The 17,600-nt window shown below is 58.3% G+C and carries 17 protein-coding genes, 2 pseudogenes and 1 CRISPR repeat array; of the genes and pseudogenes, 8 read left to right on the top strand and 11 right to left on the bottom strand.

Translation table 11 applies throughout. From position 1 onward, the window contains the following. The first annotated feature begins 14 nt into the window (after positions 1–14). A complete protein-coding gene (locus LT948_RS17225; protein WP_373565233.1) occupies positions 15–2,528 on the top strand; it encodes a fimbria/pilus outer membrane usher protein in 2,514 nt (837 codons plus the stop codon). A gap of 138 nt (positions 2,529–2,666) precedes the next feature. On the opposite strand, the pseudogene LT948_RS33265 reads toward LT948_RS17225, so the two are convergent. Continuing rightward, positions 2,667–2,876, bottom strand: a pseudogene (locus LT948_RS33265) (hypothetical protein); the annotation flags it as partial. A 19-nt stretch (positions 2,877–2,895) separates the two neighbouring features. Next, positions 2,896–3,070 (bottom strand): annotated as a pseudogene (locus tag LT948_RS17220) (methyl-accepting chemotaxis protein); the annotation flags it as partial. 238 nt (positions 3,071–3,308) lie between these two features. Between LT948_RS17220 and LT948_RS17215 the strand changes: the two are divergent. From LT948_RS17215 to cas2, 7 genes are read left to right on the top strand one after another with little or no spacing between them, the layout of a single operon-like run. Beyond that, complete coding sequence (locus LT948_RS17215; RefSeq protein WP_023104938.1) at positions 3,309–5,543, top strand: CRISPR-associated helicase/endonuclease Cas3; 2,235 nt, start codon at positions 3,309–3,311, stop codon at positions 5,541–5,543. 50 nt (positions 5,544–5,593) lie between these two features. Then, entirely contained in the window at positions 5,594–6,268 is a 675-nt protein-coding gene (gene cas5c / locus LT948_RS17210; RefSeq protein ID WP_023104937.1) for a type I-C CRISPR-associated protein Cas5c, read from the top strand. Further along, entirely contained in the window at positions 6,265–8,058 is a 1,794-nt protein-coding gene (cas8c, locus tag LT948_RS17205; protein ID WP_023104936.1) for a type I-C CRISPR-associated protein Cas8c/Csd1, read from the top strand. The genes cas5c and cas8c overlap by 4 nt, the downstream gene beginning before the upstream one ends. Next, positions 8,055–8,924, top strand: a complete 870-nt coding sequence (cas7c, locus tag LT948_RS17200; RefSeq protein WP_023104935.1) for a type I-C CRISPR-associated protein Cas7/Csd2 — start codon at positions 8,055–8,057, stop codon at positions 8,922–8,924. The genes cas8c and cas7c overlap by 4 nt, the downstream gene beginning before the upstream one ends. An 18-nt stretch (positions 8,925–8,942) precedes the next feature. Beyond that, a complete protein-coding gene (gene cas4, locus LT948_RS17195; RefSeq protein ID WP_023104934.1) occupies positions 8,943–9,575 on the top strand; it encodes a CRISPR-associated protein Cas4 in 633 nt (210 codons plus the stop codon). A 3-nt stretch (positions 9,576–9,578) separates the two neighbouring features. Further along, positions 9,579–10,619, top strand: a complete 1,041-nt coding sequence (gene cas1c / locus LT948_RS17190; RefSeq protein ID WP_019726853.1) for a type I-C CRISPR-associated endonuclease Cas1c — start codon at positions 9,579–9,581, stop codon at positions 10,617–10,619. Between the two features lie 9 nt (positions 10,620–10,628). Then, on the top strand, positions 10,629–10,919 hold the full coding sequence (gene cas2, locus LT948_RS17185) for a CRISPR-associated endonuclease Cas2 (RefSeq protein ID WP_019726852.1): 291 nt from the start codon (positions 10,629–10,631) through the stop codon (positions 10,917–10,919). Positions 10,920–11,100: 181 nt separating this feature from the next. Then, positions 11,101–12,928: direct repeats of the CRISPR family, unit length 32 nt; unit sequence GTCGCGCCCCGCACGGGCGCGTGGATTGAAAC. Between the two features lie 293 nt (positions 12,929–13,221). On the opposite strand, the gene LT948_RS17180 is transcribed toward cas2, so the two are convergent. The 9 genes from LT948_RS17180 to LT948_RS33185 form a co-directional block, all read right to left on the bottom strand. Next, complete coding sequence (locus LT948_RS17180; RefSeq protein WP_003141455.1) at positions 13,222–13,476, bottom strand: hypothetical protein; 255 nt, start codon at positions 13,474–13,476, stop codon at positions 13,222–13,224. Between the two features lie 67 nt (positions 13,477–13,543). Next, positions 13,544–13,906 carry a hypothetical protein gene (locus tag LT948_RS17175; RefSeq protein ID WP_016264230.1) on the bottom strand — a complete coding sequence of 121 codons (363 nt, stop codon included), beginning with the start codon at positions 13,904–13,906 and terminating at the stop codon, positions 13,544–13,546. Between the two features lie 69 nt (positions 13,907–13,975). Continuing rightward, positions 13,976–14,251, bottom strand: a complete 276-nt coding sequence (locus LT948_RS17170) for a hypothetical protein (protein WP_003117060.1) — start codon at positions 14,249–14,251, stop codon at positions 13,976–13,978. Then, on the bottom strand, positions 14,248–14,886 hold the full coding sequence (locus LT948_RS17165) for a DUF3275 family protein (RefSeq protein ID WP_023104945.1): 639 nt from the start codon (positions 14,884–14,886) through the stop codon (positions 14,248–14,250). The genes LT948_RS17170 and LT948_RS17165 overlap by 4 nt, the downstream gene beginning before the upstream one ends. Positions 14,887–14,942: 56 nt before the next feature. Further along, positions 14,943–15,293, bottom strand: a complete 351-nt coding sequence (locus LT948_RS17160) for a hypothetical protein (RefSeq protein ID WP_004347949.1) — start codon at positions 15,291–15,293, stop codon at positions 14,943–14,945. A gap of 235 nt (positions 15,294–15,528) precedes the next feature. Then, positions 15,529–16,239 (bottom strand): DUF5983 family protein, encoded by a 711-nt coding sequence (locus LT948_RS17155; RefSeq protein ID WP_023104944.1) that lies wholly within the window; start codon positions 16,237–16,239, stop codon positions 15,529–15,531. 115 nt (positions 16,240–16,354) lie between these two features. Then, a complete protein-coding gene (locus tag LT948_RS17150) occupies positions 16,355–16,516 on the bottom strand; it encodes a hypothetical protein (protein WP_023104943.1) in 162 nt (53 codons plus the stop codon). Positions 16,517–16,652: 136 nt separating this feature from the next. Then, positions 16,653–17,141, bottom strand: a complete 489-nt coding sequence (locus tag LT948_RS17145) for an STY4534 family ICE replication protein (RefSeq protein ID WP_016264237.1) — start codon at positions 17,139–17,141, stop codon at positions 16,653–16,655. Between the two features lie 323 nt (positions 17,142–17,464). Continuing rightward, positions 17,465–17,599 carry a hypothetical protein gene (locus LT948_RS33185; protein ID WP_003121000.1) on the bottom strand — a complete coding sequence of 45 codons (135 nt, stop codon included), beginning with the start codon at positions 17,597–17,599 and terminating at the stop codon, positions 17,465–17,467. Position 17,600 lies beyond the last annotated feature (1 nt).

Below are 17,600 nucleotides of genomic sequence, written 5' to 3'. Positions count from 1 at the left end.
TAGAGGGTGTGCTTGTGCCTGTTTTAAAAAATAAATTTAGATTTTCAATGTTTGTTGGTTTTCGTTTCTCTCTCACGTTCATTGGAGGGGCTCCGGCTATCGCTAATGCCTTGGCGTTCAATGAAGAGTTTCTCAGTGGGCGAGAGGGGAAGAGTGTTGTTGATTTAAGTTATTTTGAGATGGGTAACGCTGTACTGCCAGGTGTTTATAAGGTTGATGTGTATCTTAATCAGGTCTTAGTTAGGCGAGAAGATATAGTTTTTTCTTTTGAGGATCATGATAATAAAGTCAAGCCAGTTGTTTCGGTACATCTTCTTAAGAGGCTGGGGGTCGATGTGGGACGACTTAAGAAAGATGGACTTATTCCGGATGAGATTGATGATGATGCAACGATAAACTTATCTAAAGCAATTAGAGATGCTTCGGTGGATTTTGACGTAAACAGTCTATCACTGCGATTAAGCATCCCGCAAGTCTATGTGCGAAAGTCCTCAAGTGGTTTTGTTGATCCTACTCTATGGGATGATGGTATTGCTGCTGTTTATTCGAATTATCAAGCGAACTTCTCTAGAGGTATAAGTTACGATGGGAAGAACGATTATCGCTACGTTGGGTTGCGAAATGGTCTGAATATATATGGATGGCGTTTGCGAAACGACTCGTCTTTTACTGGAGGAACCAACGCGCAAAATAGATTTAACAGCAATAGGACGTATGCTGAGCGTGATTTTCGTTCGCTTAAGAGTACTTTCTCCATTGGGGAGCTATATACATCTGCTCAGGGAGATGCCTTTGACAGTGTTCGTATTCGTGGCGTACGTCTACAGACAGACATGGGGATGCTGCCTGATAATGAAGTAAGTTACACACCGGTTGTGCGTGGTATTGCAGAGTCAAACGCTACAGTTGAAGTGAGTCAAAATGGGTTCGTTATCTACTCTGCCAATGTCCCACCCGGAGCTTTTGAAATTACAGAAATTTACCCTAGTGGCTCTAATGGTGATTTGCATGTAAAGATAATTGAGGCCGATGGCCGTGAGCGAACTTATAACCAATCTTATTCATATCTTCCCGTTATGGCACGTGAAGGGAGCTTTCGCTACAGCTTGGCGCTTGGTGAATATAGTAATGAAGGGCAACCTTCCGTAAATTTACTAGAAGGCTCCGCCGTATATGGGATTTCTGCCAATGTAACCGGATTCGGAGGGCTGCTTAAGGCTGAAGGATACAGTGCAGGTAATGTAGGGTTTGGACTGAATACATCATTTGGTGGCTTGTCTGCTGACATAACACATAGTCGTTCAGATAGTAAACGAGATGGAGTCTCTCGTGGCCAGAGTTTACGGTTGCTTTACTCAAAAACCATTGGCTCTACGGAGACTAGCTTTACTGTAGTGGGGTACAGATATTCAACTGAAGGTTATCGGACTCTCAGTCAGTATGTTGATGATATTTCGGATCAGCGTTATCTTAATAGCGTTGATGCTGGTCACCAGAAGAGTCGCCTCGACGTGACCATCAATCAATCATTATTTAGAAGAAGCTCAGTTTACCTTACTGCTGGAGAGACTACGTACTGGGGGCGGCCTGGTAGTAGTCGTCGGCTGCAGTTAGGATTCAGTAGCACACTTAAGAGTGCGAGCTATAGCGTGGCGGTTTCCCGCACTGAAGAAACTCGACAGTATGGGCATCCAGACACTCAGTTCACGGCTTCTATCAGCATACCATTTGGGGTGGGGAGTCGTGCACAGCAGTTATACACTAATGCCATCAGCTCGCAGCGAGGCGACTCTAGCCTGAATGCTGGAATATCTGGGAACTTAAGTGAGGATGGTGCACTTAGTTATAGTGCCCAGACAGCGTATGGTCGTATAGGTGGAAAGTCAGGAAGTATAGGGGTAGGTCTAGATACACCTAAGGCAAAGTTGTCTGCAAATTATAGTCAAGGCCCCAACATGAAGCAAGTTAATTGGGGCGCCAGTGGAGCAGTAGTACTCCATAAAGGAGGTATCACCCTTGGTCAACCAGTTGGAGAAACCTTCGGGCTAGTAGAAATTCCTGGTGTCTCGGGCGTGGGGCTTGCAGGCTACAAGGCGATTCGCACCGATGCGCTAGGTTATGCGATAGTTCCATATATGCAGCCATATCGTTATAACTGGGTCGGTCTGAGTAGCGATACTTTGAGCTCTGACTTGGAGGTAAAGGAAGCCTCTCAGGTAGTTGTGCCTACTCGTGGCGCAATAGTTAGTAGACCCTTCGCTGCACAGACAGGACGCCGTATTCAGTTTGAGTTGGCTACGAAGTCTGGCGATAGAATTCCATTCGGCGCACAAGCCTATGATGACAACGGAAAAGCCCTCGGCATGGTGGACAACCTCTCCCGTCTTCTAGTGTTTGGAGTTGAGAGTGATGGTATCTTGTCTATTCGCTGGGAAGGGAGAAAGTGTATGGCAAGCTATAAGCTACCTCCACGCAACCCTCAGTTGACTTACGAGCGTGTTCAAGCAGTATGTATTAGTAGAGGCTGAGAAAGTTTAAATTTGGCAGTAGGTCATACCACATTTTTCTCCATTCGCGTGTTGCCGCATTGTAGGAAAATTCTGTAGCTGACTTCAGAAATTACAGAAAAAAATATAAAAAAGGCCACCCAAAGGTGGCCTATGAGTTCATGCTGCAATGAGTTGTCGTGCCAACGCCATCTCCACCGAATTCCCATCCTGGTTCAACGAGTCGAGACCTGACTCGGGAACGTCTCCCGACGTGCTCTGAGCCACAGCGATCTTCTTGGCCATCAGTTGCAAGCAGGTGATCTGCGAGCTGCCGGCGTAGCCGAAGAACACCACCCACCCCCGGTGCTTCTGCCCGATCCGCCACGACGCTGACGAGGTGTCAGTTATCCACTGTGTCCAGGTGTTCGTCGACGCGATTCAAGCGAGCCAGGACCGCCCAGCGAGGTTTTTCTCCACGCCTGAGTAGAGTGGATGAGTTGGTGCTGCTGGTAGCCCAGCAGGCCGGCCATTGCCGTCAAGCAGAAGCCAAGAATCACTGATGCAGGGGAGGGGCGTTTCATGGATGTCCTCGCGCTAAGCCAAGGACAACCTCTCAGATGGACCATGCCCGATGCAGTAGAAAATACTCGGTAGGAGAGGGAGGGACTTTTTTCGGGTGAGGTTGCGGGCTGTTCGGTAGGTTTATAAACACTGCTATCCAAAGCTATGGACACGCTCGGCTACGAGAACAGTTGGCGTGATGGCCTCTAGCAATTAGATTGTTATGCGACATCCGCAGACTTGGCAGGGAGCGCACCTATGGACGCGGAGGCTAGCGATACTCACTTTTTTGCTCACTCCACCTTAAAGGCAGATCGCAGCGATTGGCAGCCTCTGGTCGAGCATCTACAGGCTGTTGCCCGTTTGGCAGGAGAGAAGGCTGCCTTCTTCGGCGGCGGTGAATTAGCTGCTCTTGCTGGTCTGTTGCATGACTTGGGTAAATACACCGACGAGTTTCAGCGGCGCATTGCGGGTGATGCCATCCGTGTCGATCACACCACTCGTGGGGCCATGCTGGCGGTAGAGCGCTATGGAGCGCTAGGCCAATTGCTAGCCTACGGTATCGCTGGCCACCATACCGGATTGGCCAATGGCCGCGAGGCTGGTGAGCGAACTGCCTTGGTCGACCGCCTGAAAGGGATTGGGCTGCCACGGCTATTGGAGGCCTGGTGCGTGGAAATCGTGCTGCCCGAGCGCCTTCAACCACCACCACTAAAAACGCGGCCGGAAAGAGGTTTCTTTCAGTTGGCATTTCTTGGCCGCATGCTGTTTTCTTGCTTGGTTGATGCGGACTATCTAGATACCGAAGCCTTCTACCACCGCGTCGAAGGACGGCGCTCCCTTCGTGAGCAAGCGCGGCCGTCCTTGGCCGAGTTACGCGCAGCTCTTGATCGGCATCTGACTGAGTTCAAGGGAGATACACCGGTTAACCGTCTTCGTGGGGAGATACTGGCCGGCGTGCGCGGCAAGGCGAACGAACTACCCGGGCTGTTTTCTCTCACGGTGCCTACCGGGGGCGGCAAGACCCTGGCCTCTCTGGCTTTTGCCCTGGATCACGCTCTGGCTCATGGGTTACGCCGGGTGATCTACGTGATTCCCTTCACTAGCATCGTCGAGCAGAACGCTGCGGTATTCCGCCGTGCACTCGGGGCCTTGGGCGAAGAGGCAGTGCTGGAGCATCACAGCGCCTTCGTTGATGACCACCGGCAGAGCCTGGAGGCCAAGAAGAAGCTGAACCTGGCGATGGAGAACTGGGACGCGCCTATAGTGGTGACCACTGCAGTGCAGTTCTTCGAAAGCTTATTTGCCGACCGTCCCGCTCAGTGCCGCAAGCTACACAACATCGCCGGCAGCGTGGTGATTCTTGACGAGGCGCAGACCCTACCGCTCAAGCTGTTGCGCCCTTGCGTTGCCGCCCTTGATGAGTTGGCGCTCAACTACCGTTGTAGCCCGGTGCTCTGTACTGCCACGCAGCCAGCGCTGCAATCGCCAGATTTCATCGGTGGGCTGCAGGACGTACGTGAGCTAGCGCCCGAGCCGCAGCGGCTGTACCGGGAGTTGGAGCGGGTACGAGTACGGGCACTGGGCCCGCTCGAAGATGCGGCCTTGACCGAGCAGATTGCCAAGCGTGAACAAGTGCTGTGCATCGTCAACAATCGACGTCATGCCCGTGCGCTCTATGAGTCGCTTGCCGGGTTGCCCGGTGCCCGTCATCTCACCACCCTTATGTGCGCCAAGCACCGTAGCAACGTGCTGGCCGAAGTGCGCCAGATGCTCAAAACGGGGGAGTCCTGTCGCTTGGTAGCCACCTCGCTGATCGAGGCCGGGGTGGATGTGGATTTTCCTGTGGTACTGCGTGCCGAGGCCGGATTGGATTCTATCGCCCAGGCCGCGGGACGCTGCAATCGCGAAGGCAAGCGGCCGCTGGCCGAAAGCGAGGTGCTGGTGTTCGCCGCGGCTAATTCTGACTGGGCGCCACCTGAGGAACTCAAGCAATTCGCCCAGGCCGCCCGCGAAGTGATGCGACTGCACCCGGATGATTGCCTGTCCATGGCGGCCATCGAGCGTTATTTTCGCTTACTCTACTGGCAAAAGGGTGCGGAGGAGTTGGATGCGGGCAACCTGCTCGGCCTGATTGAGAGAGGCCGGCTCGATGGCTTGCCCTACGAGACTTTGGCCACCAAGTTCCGCATGATCGACAGCCTTCAACTGCCGGTGATCGTCCCATTCGATGACGAGGCCAGAGCAGCCCTGCGCGAGCTGGAGTTCGCCGAAGGCTGCGCCGCCATCGCCCGCCGCCTGCAGCCTTATCTGGTGCAGATGCCACGCAAGGGTTATCAGGCATTGCTGGACGCCGGTGCGATCCAGGCGGCGGCAGGTGCGCGTTATGGTGAGCAGTTTATGACGTTGGTCAACCCTGATCTATATCACCACCAATTCGGGTTGCACTGGGATAATCCGGCCTTTGTCAGCAGCGAGCGGCTATGTTGGTAGTCGGGACGCGTAACAGCGGCCTGGTCTGGACGATGTGAAAGGGAGGGCCGATGGCCTACGGAATTCGCTTAATGGTCTGGGGCGAGCGTGCCTGCTTCACCCGCCCGGAAATGAAGGTGGAACGCGTCTCTTACGATGCGATCACTCCCTCCGCCGCGCGCGGCATTCTCGAGGCTGTCCATTGGAAGCCGGCGATTCGCTGGGTAGTGGATCGCATACAGGTGCTAAAGCCGATCCGCTTCGAATCCATCCGGCGCAACGAGGTCGGCGGCAAGCTATCCGCCGTCAGCGTTGGCAAGGCAGTGAAAGCCGGGCGCACTGATGCTCTGGTGAATCTGGTCGAGGAGGATCGCCAGCAGCGCGCGACTACTCTGCTGCGCGATGTCGCCTATGTCATCGAGGCGCATTTCGAGATGACCGACAGGGCTGGCGCCGACGATACGGTGGGCAAGCATCTGGATATCTTCAACCGTCGCGCACGGAAGGGGCAGTGCTTCCATGCACCCTGCCTAGGCGTGCGCGAGTTTCCGGCCAGTTTCCGGTTGCTGGAAGAGGGCAGTGCCGAGCCTGAAGTCGATGCCTCCCTGTGCGGCGAGCGTGATCTGGGCTGGATGCTGCATGACATTGACTTCGCCGATGGCATGACCCCGCATTTTTTCCGTGCCCTGATGCGCGATGGGCTGATCGAGGTGCCGGCCTTCAGGGCGGCAGAGGTCAAGGCATGATCCTTTCGGCTCTCAATGACTATTATCAGCGACTGCTGGAGCGGGGTGAGGCGAATATCTCACCCTTCGGCTATAGCCAAGAAAGGATCAGTTACGCGCTGCTGCTGTCCGCACAAGGAGAGTTGCTGGACGTGCAGGACATTCGCTTGCTCTCTGGCAAGAAGCCTCAACCCAGGCTTATGAGTGTGCCGCAGCCGGAGAAGCGCACCTCGGGCATCAAGTCCAACGTACTGTGGGACAAGACCAGTTATGTGCTGGGCGTGAGTGCCAAGGGCGGAGAGCGCACCCAGCAGGAACACGAAGCATTCAAGACGCTGCACCGGCAGATCCTGGTTAAGGAAGACGACCCCGGTCTGCAGGCCTTGCTCCAGTTTCTCGAGTGTTGGCAGCCGGAGCAGTTCCGGCCCCCGCTGTTCAGCGAAGAAATGCTCGATAGCAACTTAGTGTTTCGCCTGGACGGCCAACAATGCTATCTGCACGAGACGCCGGCGGCCCTGGAGTTGCGTGCCCGGCTGTTGGCCGACAGCGATAGCCGCGAGGGGCTGTGCCTAGTCAGCGGTCAACGTCAGCCGTTGGCGCGCCTGCATCCAGCGGTCAAGGGCGTCAATGGTGCCCAGAGTTCGGGGGCTTCCATCGTCTCCTTCAACCTCGACGCTTTTTCCTCCTACGGCAAGAGCCAGGGGGAAAATGCGCCGGTCTCCGAACAGGCCGCCTTTGCCTATACCACGGTGCTCAACCATTTGTTGCGTCGCGACGAGCACAACCGCCAGCGCCTGCAGATCGGCGATGCGAGTGTGGTGTTCTGGGCGCAGGCGGCCACTCCTGCCCAGGTGGCCGCCGCTGAGTCGACCTTCTGGAGCCTGCTGGAGCCACCCGCAGATGATGGTCAGGAAGCGGAAAAGCTGCGCGGCATGCTGGATGCTGTGGCCACGGGGCGGCCCTTGCATGAGCTTGACCCGCTACTGGAGGAAGGCACCCGCATTTTTGTGTTAGGGCTGGCGCCCAATGCCTCGCGACTGTCCATTCGGTTCTGGGCAGTCAACAGCCTTGCGGTCTTCACCCAGCATCTGGCCGAGCATTTCCGGGATCTGCGCCTCGAACCGCTGCCCTGGAAGACGGAACCCGCCATCTGGCGCTTGCTCTATGCCACCGCGCCCAGCCGTGACGGCAGAGCCAAGGCCGAAGACGTACCTCCGCAACTGGCCGGTGAAATGACCCGCGCCATCCTGACCGGCAGCCGCTATCCGCGCAGCCTGCTAGCCAATTTGATCATGCGCATGCGTGCCGACGGCGACGTCTCCGGCATACGCGTCGCGTTGTGCAAGGCCGTGCTCGCCCGCGAGGCGCGCCTGAGCGGCAAGCCCCACCAAGAGGAGTTACCCATGAGTCTCGACAAGGATGCCAGCAACCTCGGCTATCGCCTGGGGCGGCTGTTCGCCGTACTGGAAGGCGCCCAACGCGCTGCCCTGGGCGACAAGGTTAATGCCACCATCCGCGACCGCTACTATGGCGCCGCTTCCGCGACACCGGCCACGGTCTTCCCGATGCTGCTGCGCAATACCCAGAACCACTTGGCCAAGCTCCGCAAGGACAAGCCCGGATTGGCGGTGAACCTGGAGCGCGATATCGGCGAAATCATCGACGGTATGCAGAGCCAATTCCCGCGCAGTCTCCGCCTGGAAGACCAGGGACGCTTCGCCATTGGTTACTACCAACAAGCCCAGGCCCGTTTCAATCGTGACCCCGCCCTCACCGAAATCGACCCCGTCGAGCAAGGAAGACAAGAATGACCGCCATCGCCAACCGCTACGAGTTCGTTTACTTGTTTGATGTCAGCAACGGCAATCCCAACGGCGACCCGGATGCCGGCAACATGCCGCGCCTCGATCCAGAAACCAACCAGGGGTTGGTCACCGACGTTTGCCTCAAGCGTAAGATCCGAAACTATGTCAGCCTGGAGCAGGAAGGTGTCCCCGGCTATGCCATTTATATGCAGGAAAAATCCGTGCTGAATAACCAGCACAAACAGGCCTACGAGGCGCTCGGCATCGAGTCAGAGGCGAAGAAACTGCCCAAGGACGAAGCCAAGGCGCGCGAGCTGACCTCTTGGATGTGCAAGAACTTCTTCGATGTGCGTGCTTTCGGGGCGGTGATGACCACCGAGATTAATGCCGGCCAGGTGCGTGGACCGATCCAATTGGCATTCGCCACGTCTATCGACCCGGTATTGCCTATGGAGGTATCCATCACCCGCATGGCGGTGACTAACGAAAAGGATTTGGAGAAGGAACGCACCATGGGCCGCAAGCACATCGTGCCTTACGGCCTGTACCGCGCCCATGGTTTCATCTCTGCGAAGTTGGCTGAGCGCACAGGCTTTTCCGACGACGATTTGGAACTGCTGTGGCGCGCGTTGGCCAATATGTTCGAACACGACCGCTCGGCGGCGCGTGGCGAGATGGCAGCGCGCAAGTTGATCGTCTTCAAACATGAGCATGCCCTGGGCAATGCACCCGCCCATGTGCTGTTCGGCAGCGTTAAGGTCGAGCGAGTCGAGGGGACCGCGGATACACCAGCACGCGGTTTCCAGGATTACCGTGTCAGCATCGATGCGGAAGCTCTGCCTCAGGGCGTGAGCGTGCGCGAGTACCTCTAGTTTCAGGAGTTGGCAGCCATGGAAGACGATAATCTCATCCCCCTGTCTGCTCTGCAGCACTACCTCTACTGCCCGCGCCAATGTGCATTGATCCATGTCGAGCGACTGTGGGCCGAGAATCGGCAGACCGCCGAGGGGCGCTTGCTACACGAGCGCGCTGATCAGCACCATGTTGAGCAACGTCATGGCGTACGCACTGTTACCGCCATGCCGCTGCTTAATCTGGAACTGGGTGTTACAGGCGTGGCCGATGTGGTCGAGTTCCGTATTACTACTGACGATGAGGAACGCGCCTATCCAGTGGAATATAAGCGCGGTCGGCCCAAGGCCCATCGCGCCGACGAAGTGCAGCTCTGTGCCCAGGCCCTCTGCTTGGAGGCGATGTTCGGCAAGTCGCTAGCGGAAGGCGCGCTGTTTTATGGAAAAATCCGGCGGCGCAAGATCGTGATGTTTGACGATGCGCTGCGCCGGTTGACCCAGCAGGTCATCCATGCGACGCGAGAGTTGTTGGCCGTGAGACGCACGCCCTTGGCCGATTACCAGGCCAAGCGTTGCGACCCCTGTTCGCTGATCGATCTGTGCCAGCCCAAGTTGCTCAAACGCAGCACCAGCGTTGAAGGCTGGCTGCGTCTGCAGCTTAAGGAGAAGTGAGACATGCGGCGACAGCTCAATACCCTATACGTCACCACCGAGGGCGCCTGGTTGAAGAAGGATGGAGCCAATGTCGTCATGGAGGTAGCGGGCGAGATACGTGGGCGCCTGCCAGCCCATATGCTCGAAAGCCTGGTTTGCATCGGCCGCGTACTGGTGTCACCGCCCCTGCTGGGGTACTGCGCGGAGCAGGGCATCAGCGTCTGCTACTTATCGCCCAACGGCAAGTTCCTGGCTCGGGTGGAAGGGCCCGTGTCCGGCAATGTCCTGCTGCGCCGCGAACAGTACCGTCGAAGCGATGACCAGGCCGGCTGTGCGGCACTGGTGCGCAACTTACTGCTAGGTAAGGTGCACAATCAACGGGCGGTTCTGGGGCGGGCTCTGCGTGACCATGGCGAGGTCTTGGCGGAAGAGGCGCGAGTCTCTCTGTCACATAGCCACAAGCGCTTGCGGCGAATCACCGACAGGTTGCTTGAGGCTCCCGGGGTGGAACTGCTCAGAGGGCTGGAGGGCGAAGCCGCCCAGGCCTATTTCGGCGTATTCGATCATCTGATCCGTATCGACAACCCGACGCTACGTTTCGCCGGGCGCAGCCGCCGACCACCTCTGGATGCGGTCAATGCACTCCTGTCCTTTCTCTACACCCTGCTGACACACGATTGTCGTTCGGCGTTGGAAGCCGTAGGACTGGATCCAGCCGTAGGCTTCCTACATCGCGACCGTCCCGGCAGACCCAGTTTGGCGCTGGATCTACTCGAGGAGTTCCGTCCCGTGTTGGCCGATCGCTTGGCGCTTTCCCTGATCAACCGCAAACAATTGGGCGAACGCGACTTCCGTACCTTGGACAATGGCGCCGTGCTTCTCAAGGACGAGGCGCGCAAGACATTATTGACTGCTTATCAGGAGCGCAAGCGTGAGGAAATACAACATGGTTTCCTCGGCGAGAAGGCTCCACTTGGTTTGTTCCCTTACATTCAGGCGCAATTGCTCGCTCGCCATTTGCGCGGCGATCTAGAAGCTTATCCGCCATTTCTGTGGAAGTGAGGTGGCGACATGATGGTTCTGGTCAGCTATGACGTGAGCACTCAAGATGCTGCAGGTGGCAAGCGCTTGCGCCGCCTGGCCAAGGCCTGCCGCGATTATGGGCAGCGAGTGCAATACTCGGTGTTCGAGATCGAGGTGGATAGCGCGCAGTGGACATTCCTTAAGCATCGTCTGTGCAACCTAATCAATCCGGAACAAGACAGTCTACGTTTCTACTACTTGGGTACGAACTGGCAGCATCGTGTGGAGCATGTTGGGGCCAAGGTTGTACTCGACCTTAATGGCCCGCTGATTCTTTAGCGCCGGCGCGAACCTAAAGCGACCGACCAAACCCTGGGGGGTTCGCAACTCTCTAGCTGATTGATTTATATACTCTTTCTTTGAAGTTAGGAGTTTGAAGGCGCGCGCCTTGCTTAAAGAAGGCATGTTTCGCTGAAGTAAAAGGTTTTTTTCATGCTGATCAATAAGTTATAAGAGGGCGGTCGCGCCCCGCACGGGCGCGTGGATTGAAACAACGACACCTCCTCCGTCTGTGCAACCTGCAGGTCGTCGCGCCCCGCACGGGCGCGTGGATTGAAACCCTGAGCACTTCGAGGCTGGTCGCTGCCTGATGCTGTCGCGCCCCGCACGGGCGCGTGGATTGAAACATGCTGACCGTCATCCATGCGCCGCCGATAGCCAGTCGCGCCCCGCACGGGCGCGTGGATTGAAACAGCCTGGCGGGCCTTGCTTGCTGCACACGTTCACGGTCGCGCCCCGCACGGGCGCGTGGATTGAAACGGCCATTCCTGCACTTCGACCTTTCGACCCAGGAGGTCGCGCCCCGCACGGGCGCGTGGATTGAAACATGCTCATCAGCAACCTCAGTCGCTCCGCGCCGTGTCGCGCCCCGCACGGGCGCGTGGATTGAAACACCGTGGTGGTACCGACATCAACACCGGTCACCAGTCGCGCCCCGCACGGGCGCGTGGATTGAAACATCCAGAGTTCGCTCGACACCTTTCTTCCACCTCCAGTCGCGCCCCGCACGGGCGCGTGGATTGAAACTGCCTCATCCCGGGTGAATGGATCTACCAGCTTGTCGCGCCCCGCACGGGCGCGTGGATTGAAACTCGCGCCCATGCGGACCGATGGTGTCAGCAAAGACGTCGCGCCCCGCACGGGCGCGTGGATTGAAACGCTCAAGCCCTCTAACCAAGCTTCGACCCTTGTCGGGGGTCGCGCCCCGCACGGGCGCGTGGATTGAAACCACGCGGGTGACTATGCGTTTACTAGCTATAGACAGTCGCGCCCCGCACGGGCGCGTGGATTGAAACTTCGATAGAAGTTCCGAGTTGAGCCGCCAGGACAGGTCGCGCCCCGCACGGGCGCGTGGATTGAAACACGGATATCTATGACGGCCCTGACCTGGTGAGTGGTCGCGCCCCGCACGGGCGCGTGGATTGAAACTCTTCCGTTCGATCTTTTGATGCATTTCGATATGGTCGCGCCCCGCACGGGCGCGTGGATTGAAACTGGGGATGGCTTCGGACGGGGTTGACCCCTTCGAGTCGCGCCCCGCACGGGCGCGTGGATTGAAACACTGCTTGCTCCATCTGCTCAACTCCTGTCCTTTCTGGTCGCGCCCCGCACGGGCGCGTGGATTGAAACTGGCCGGACGCACTACTGGTTGAGCACATGGCGGGTCGCGCCCCGCACGGGCGCGTGGATTGAAACCGCACCGGCTGAACACTCCAGCGCGCCTCGTAGGGTCGCGCCCCGCACGGGCGCGTGGATTGAAACAGCCTGGCGATGCAGATGAATGGCTGGAGTCGGGTCGCGCCCCGCACGGGCGCGTGGATTGAAACCCCAACGCAGGCCCGATCCAACCCGGCCCTGCGGTCGCGCCCCGCACGGGCGCGTGGATTGAAACATCCAGCCCATGCGGTCCCGCCTGCTGTGCGATGTCGCGCCCCGCACGGGCGCGTGGATTGAAACTTCGCGATGCCGGTCTGTCCCTGCATGAGGGACTGTCGCGCCCCGCACGGGCGCGTGGATTGAAACTACGCGCTTCAGCGCTGAGTTGACGTTCTGCGCGCGTCGCGCCCCGCACGGGCGCGTGGATTGAAACACCGTCCCGGAAACCCTGGTCGGCCGTAAGTCCGTCGCGCCCCGCACGGGCGCGTGGATTGAAACCGATGGTACGTATCGGCAAGCTTCAGCAGTTCCAGCGTCGCGCCCCGCACGGGCGCGTGGATTGAAACTTCGGTCGGCAGATCAACTTCGAAACGCCGTACAGTCGCGCCCCGCACGGGCGCGTGGAGTGAAAGATAGATTTTTGGGAGTTTGTCCTGAAAAATTTTGTCTCGCCACTCTCTTCCCGGCCCAGAGTCTGGCCAGGAACTCTTGTGTCACGGTGTCGCGGCCCCAGGCCGAAAGAAAGACCAGGTTGCGCTGCTCGTCGCACACGTAGGCGTCGACGTACAGGTCTGGGCACTCTTCGATCTGGTAGAGCGGGGTGGGGCTGGGCATAGGAACCTCCTGGAAGGAGGAGCCACGCCGCCCTCAAGGGGCGGTGAAGCCCCTCGGGGTGTAGTCCAACTGGTGCAGGGGAGCGTGGTGGCTACCGAACGCTCTTGGTGTGAGGGTCGAAGCTGAGCCCATCGGCTTGGTGCAGCGGCCCTTGGCCGATCAGGAAGACCTGGCAGAGGTACTGATCGCGTAGCGCGACAGCCGCTTCGGCCTGCTCCAAGGTCAGCGACAGCTCCTCGATGAACAGGTCGATGAGCTCGTCGTCGCCGGCGACGTCGTTGTTGGACAGTTGGTCCTCGAGGTAGGCGAGGGTTTCCTGGGTGAGGTTGGTGAACAATGGGTTCATGGTGTGCTCCTGGTGGTAGACGAGGAGCGCCCTTGAGGGAGCCCCTCAAGGGAAGTGGTTGGTGCGGTCAGGCTTGGTGTTCGTGCGTCAGGCGTTCACGCCATTCCTGGTTGATCTCATCGTGAGCCAGGTCCAGGAACTCCAGCGGACAGCCGTAGTAGAACGGGCCGGCGCTTTCCGGAATGGTCTTGTAGCCCCATTGCCCGGCCAAGCAGTCCAGCAAGTGCAGCTCGATCATGGTGATCGAGTGACCGGCCGGCTTGCCGAAATAGAATCCGGCAAGGTGAAAGGTTCGTTTTACGACAGTCCAAAGTTCATTGCCGGAGACTGCGTGTGCCAGCACCTCGGTGCTGCCTGCGAAGGTACTGGTTGGGGCCAGCAGCTCACGCAGCAGGTCTTCCTTCGTCTGATGTGAGAAAAGCCATCCCATAGGTGTGCTCCTGTGGTTGGCCAGGTCTCCCTGACGGGAGAGCCCGGCAGGGGTTGGAAGGGTGTTGCTTCAGCGTGTTGCGCGCTCAAGGCGCTGGAGGAGCCGGTAAGCTGTTTGCCTGGCCTGCCAGTCGCAGTACAACCAGGGCTCGTTGTCGGCCGCATGCTCCGGCGAAGGGGTCTTCACCCGCTCACGCAGTGCGATGATGGCCTGGTCAACGACAGATCGGTCGAACACTGCCGCGCGGAACTGGTCAGCCAGATTGTCCAGTCCGACCTCGCGCAGCGAGGCGCAAACCAGCAACAACTCCTCGCTGAAGCCTGGGGTGTTGTAGATCGATTTCATGTTCGTGCGGCCTCCTTGCGGGTCCACACCTGTTGTTTGAAGTCGAGCTCATAGCCCAGCGCGCCGAGTCGCACGCACTGTTGGCGTAGTCGCTTGCGGTCGACCGTGGCGTCCAGCTTGACGATTTCGCCTAGCGGCCAGACCGTCCCGAACAGTTCTGCATCCGCATCTGTGTCCAGAGGGGCGGCCTGCTTTGCAGAAGCCGGAGGGTCCATACCGAAAGGCGCGTCGTCCCCAGTTGCAACGGGGCGCAGAGGCTTCGGTTTCGGGGGCGACTTCGGCGGTGCCGCCGGTGCGGCAGTGGGTTGCTGTATCGCGGGCACTTCGTCGAGCGGATCCACCTCATTGCCAGAGAGACGCTCTGCCTCCTCGTCGCTGAGGTTGTCCACGTCGTCCAGCGTCATGCTGTCGAGCTTGGCGCGGATCTCGACGACCAGCCGGCCGCCGGTGGTGTAGTAGGAGGGACGGATCTCGGTGATGGCGAAATCACCGCGGTACTTGCCTTCGATGTGCTGGTCCAGGAGAGCGTCCTTGATGACGAATTCCCCGATCGAGGTCGAGAGCTTTCCCACGTTGAACTCGCCATTGCGACCATTGATGGTTCGAATGGCCAACTGGCCGGGTATGTTGATCATGGCGTGACCTGCGAGAAGGATGATCCCGCCGAAGCGGGATCGTGGTGAGGGGAGAGCTACTCGGTATCCGGGTTGCCCTGGAGGCTTTCTTCCTGCAGCTCGATGCGCAGGTAGGAAGGCTCATCGGACGGCTCGACTATCGAGAGGACCAGCAGCGCGAGCGCGCGGTCCTGCCCCTCTTCCTCCTTGTGGTACAGGTGGAATTGGATGTGCTTCGCGGTCGGCTGGAGCGAAAGCTCCTGCCAGGCGGTTTGAACGACACTGGCCAGCCGGGTGCCCATCTCGTCGACCCTGGCAGGGTTGGCGAGATAGACCAGGCGCAGCCAGGCCGCGTTGGTGAGAACGATCGGGAGTTTGAGGTACGCAGCAGTGTGACCTGCGCTGGAGTGGTTGTTGAGAGAGGTCATGAGAGGTCTCCGAATACGCAGGCCTCTCCCGCGGGGATGAGGTCCCCGCGTGGGTGGGTAGGATGCACTCCATCACTTGCGTGATGCGACCGCGCTGCCGAGTGCTGTGGCGGTCTTGGGTGGGTTAGCGCTTGCGCGCCGGAGCCTTAAACCCTGGCTCCTTGGGAGGCGCTGTCAACGACAGCGAGCCAATTCGAATTCGGGGGCTGGCGGGATTTCCCGCCGGCCGGATTGCTCAATCGTCATAAAGCGGCAGGCCCTTGAGCGTGGGCGCGAATGGATCGAGTACCAGGTAGCGGATGTCTGCCTGAGCCGCCAGATGAAGTAGGTCGACCAGTTCGGCCGGGTAGCCAGCGGCGATCTGCTCCTCACGCAAGGCTGAGGCGGTCAAGTCCATCACTTCCAGGTTCTCGTCGGTCCAGGGCGTATGCACCAGTCGGAAGCCAACACTGCCTAGTTCGTCTATCCAGAAGATTCCAATTAGGACTCCAGCGAGTCGGATCGGCATCTTCGTGCCGAAACTATCCAGGAGGGTGTGCAGAGCCCTCAACGGAATGTGGGATTTGCTGATCTCCCAGGAGCGACTCCATGGCTCATAGCGGCACGCTAGACGGTCCACAAGGGCATGGGCGCCATCAAGGGTGTAGGTGCCCCCGATGAAGCGGCCGGTATCTGCATCCAGAACGGCGTAGGTGACGTCGATCACCGTGCCTTCACTTCCGCAGCGCGCGGCTAGCTCTGGATCTATGTTTCCAGCTCCTACGATGAGGCAGAGGTCGTTGCTGAAGATGCAGGGTTGGCACTGGACCTCCCGGTCCTTCAAATGTGCTTGGCTGCTATGGATAGATCGATTGCACGGTACTTCGCTGTTCGAGTATTTGACTTGAAGCAGACGCTCGACGCGGTACCGGCACAGGTTTTCGAGGAACGGGTTCATTGTGCTCATGGCGTGTCCTTGGTGAGAAGGAGTAGCCCCCATCAAGGGGGGCACTCTTGATGGGTTTGTAAGATGTGGCGCAGCTAGCTAATCGCGCGGGTGTGCAGTCTCACTTCAACTGGTATCAAGCGGTCAGAACGACTGCGTCAGTGCTCAGGCTGGAGAAGATCAACCAAGCCATGTCGCAGAAGTGGCTGCTGTTCAGCAGTTCATCCTCGATGTCGGTCAGGCTTACTTCTTCAACTTCGGGCAGAGCGGGCATTTCAACGGCCTGGGCGTAATTCATGATGATCTCCAGATAATGGAGAACACCACGCCCTGGGGGAGATGGTGCCCCCCGGATGGGTATGCGATGAAGAGTCGCGCATAGCGTAGGTAGTGAAAGGCCCTCGGGATGAGGGCCGGTATTCAATCAAGCCTGCTCAAGCAGCGGCTTGTTCAGCGTGCTCAGCAGGAGCTGCGGGCTCACCTTGCGGTTCGCCTTGACCTTGCTGGGCTTTTTCAGCTTCTTCCTTCGCATCGTAGACGGTGGTGCCATCTACTTTGATCCAGGAGATGAAGAGCAGCCGGCCTTTGAGACTTGCGTCGGGCTTGCCTTGTTTCTCGCCTTTCTGGTGGATGAAGGGATCCGCCCAGATATCGCCGATACGGAAGGAAATCAGAACCTTCTTCTTGGCCTCGACTGCTTCCTTGCAACGGCGGACAAGCTTTTCAGCCTGGGCGCCGACCACTTTGCAGTCGATGTAGGAGTATTCCACGCTGTCTGCCGCGCCATGGAGGGCTGCGACGGTTACGGCGAGGAACGGTTCACCTCGGCGGATCGGTACTTCGCGGATGCGATTGAGGTAGCCGATACCGGTGGTGTGCAGGTCGAAATATTTGGCTTCTTGGGCTTGGGTGTTGTTGCTCATGATGGTTCTCCAGTTTCGTAAGCGAAAGCGGAGAAACACCTTGCCCGTCAGGGAAAAGTATTCCCCGCATGGGTCGGTATTGGGAGGTAAAGCAGAGGGAGAGGGCTTCCATCAACCTGTGGGCTGATTGATCGCGCTACCGGAAGCTGGTGCGATCTTGGGTTCGATCTACACGGAAATCCGTGTCGTAGTCTTTCAGATCATGACTACTGGGGGAGGATTGCCGACAACGTCAGCAGCTCACGGTGCAAAGAATGAAAAGGCCTGTTGCAGTTGTCAAGCCCCCGCGAATGAAAAAGCCCCTCACACGGAGGGGCTTGAGGTCAGTGCGGGCGGTGCCGATGGTTAAACTTCGTAAGCTTGCGCTTGAGGTTGGGCCAATCGGCCCAGGCCGCCATCGACAAGCACACTACAAGCAAGGCGGTCAGCATGATCACGCCGAAAGTCGTTTGGCTCATC

The sequence above is a fragment of the Pseudomonas sp. CP-1 genome, assembly GCF_021213715.1.
GTDB lineage: Bacteria > Pseudomonadota > Gammaproteobacteria > Pseudomonadales > Pseudomonadaceae > Pseudomonas > Pseudomonas aeruginosa.
Note: the sequence above shows the minus strand (reverse complement) of the source record. Positions and strands in the feature narration are given on the sequence as shown.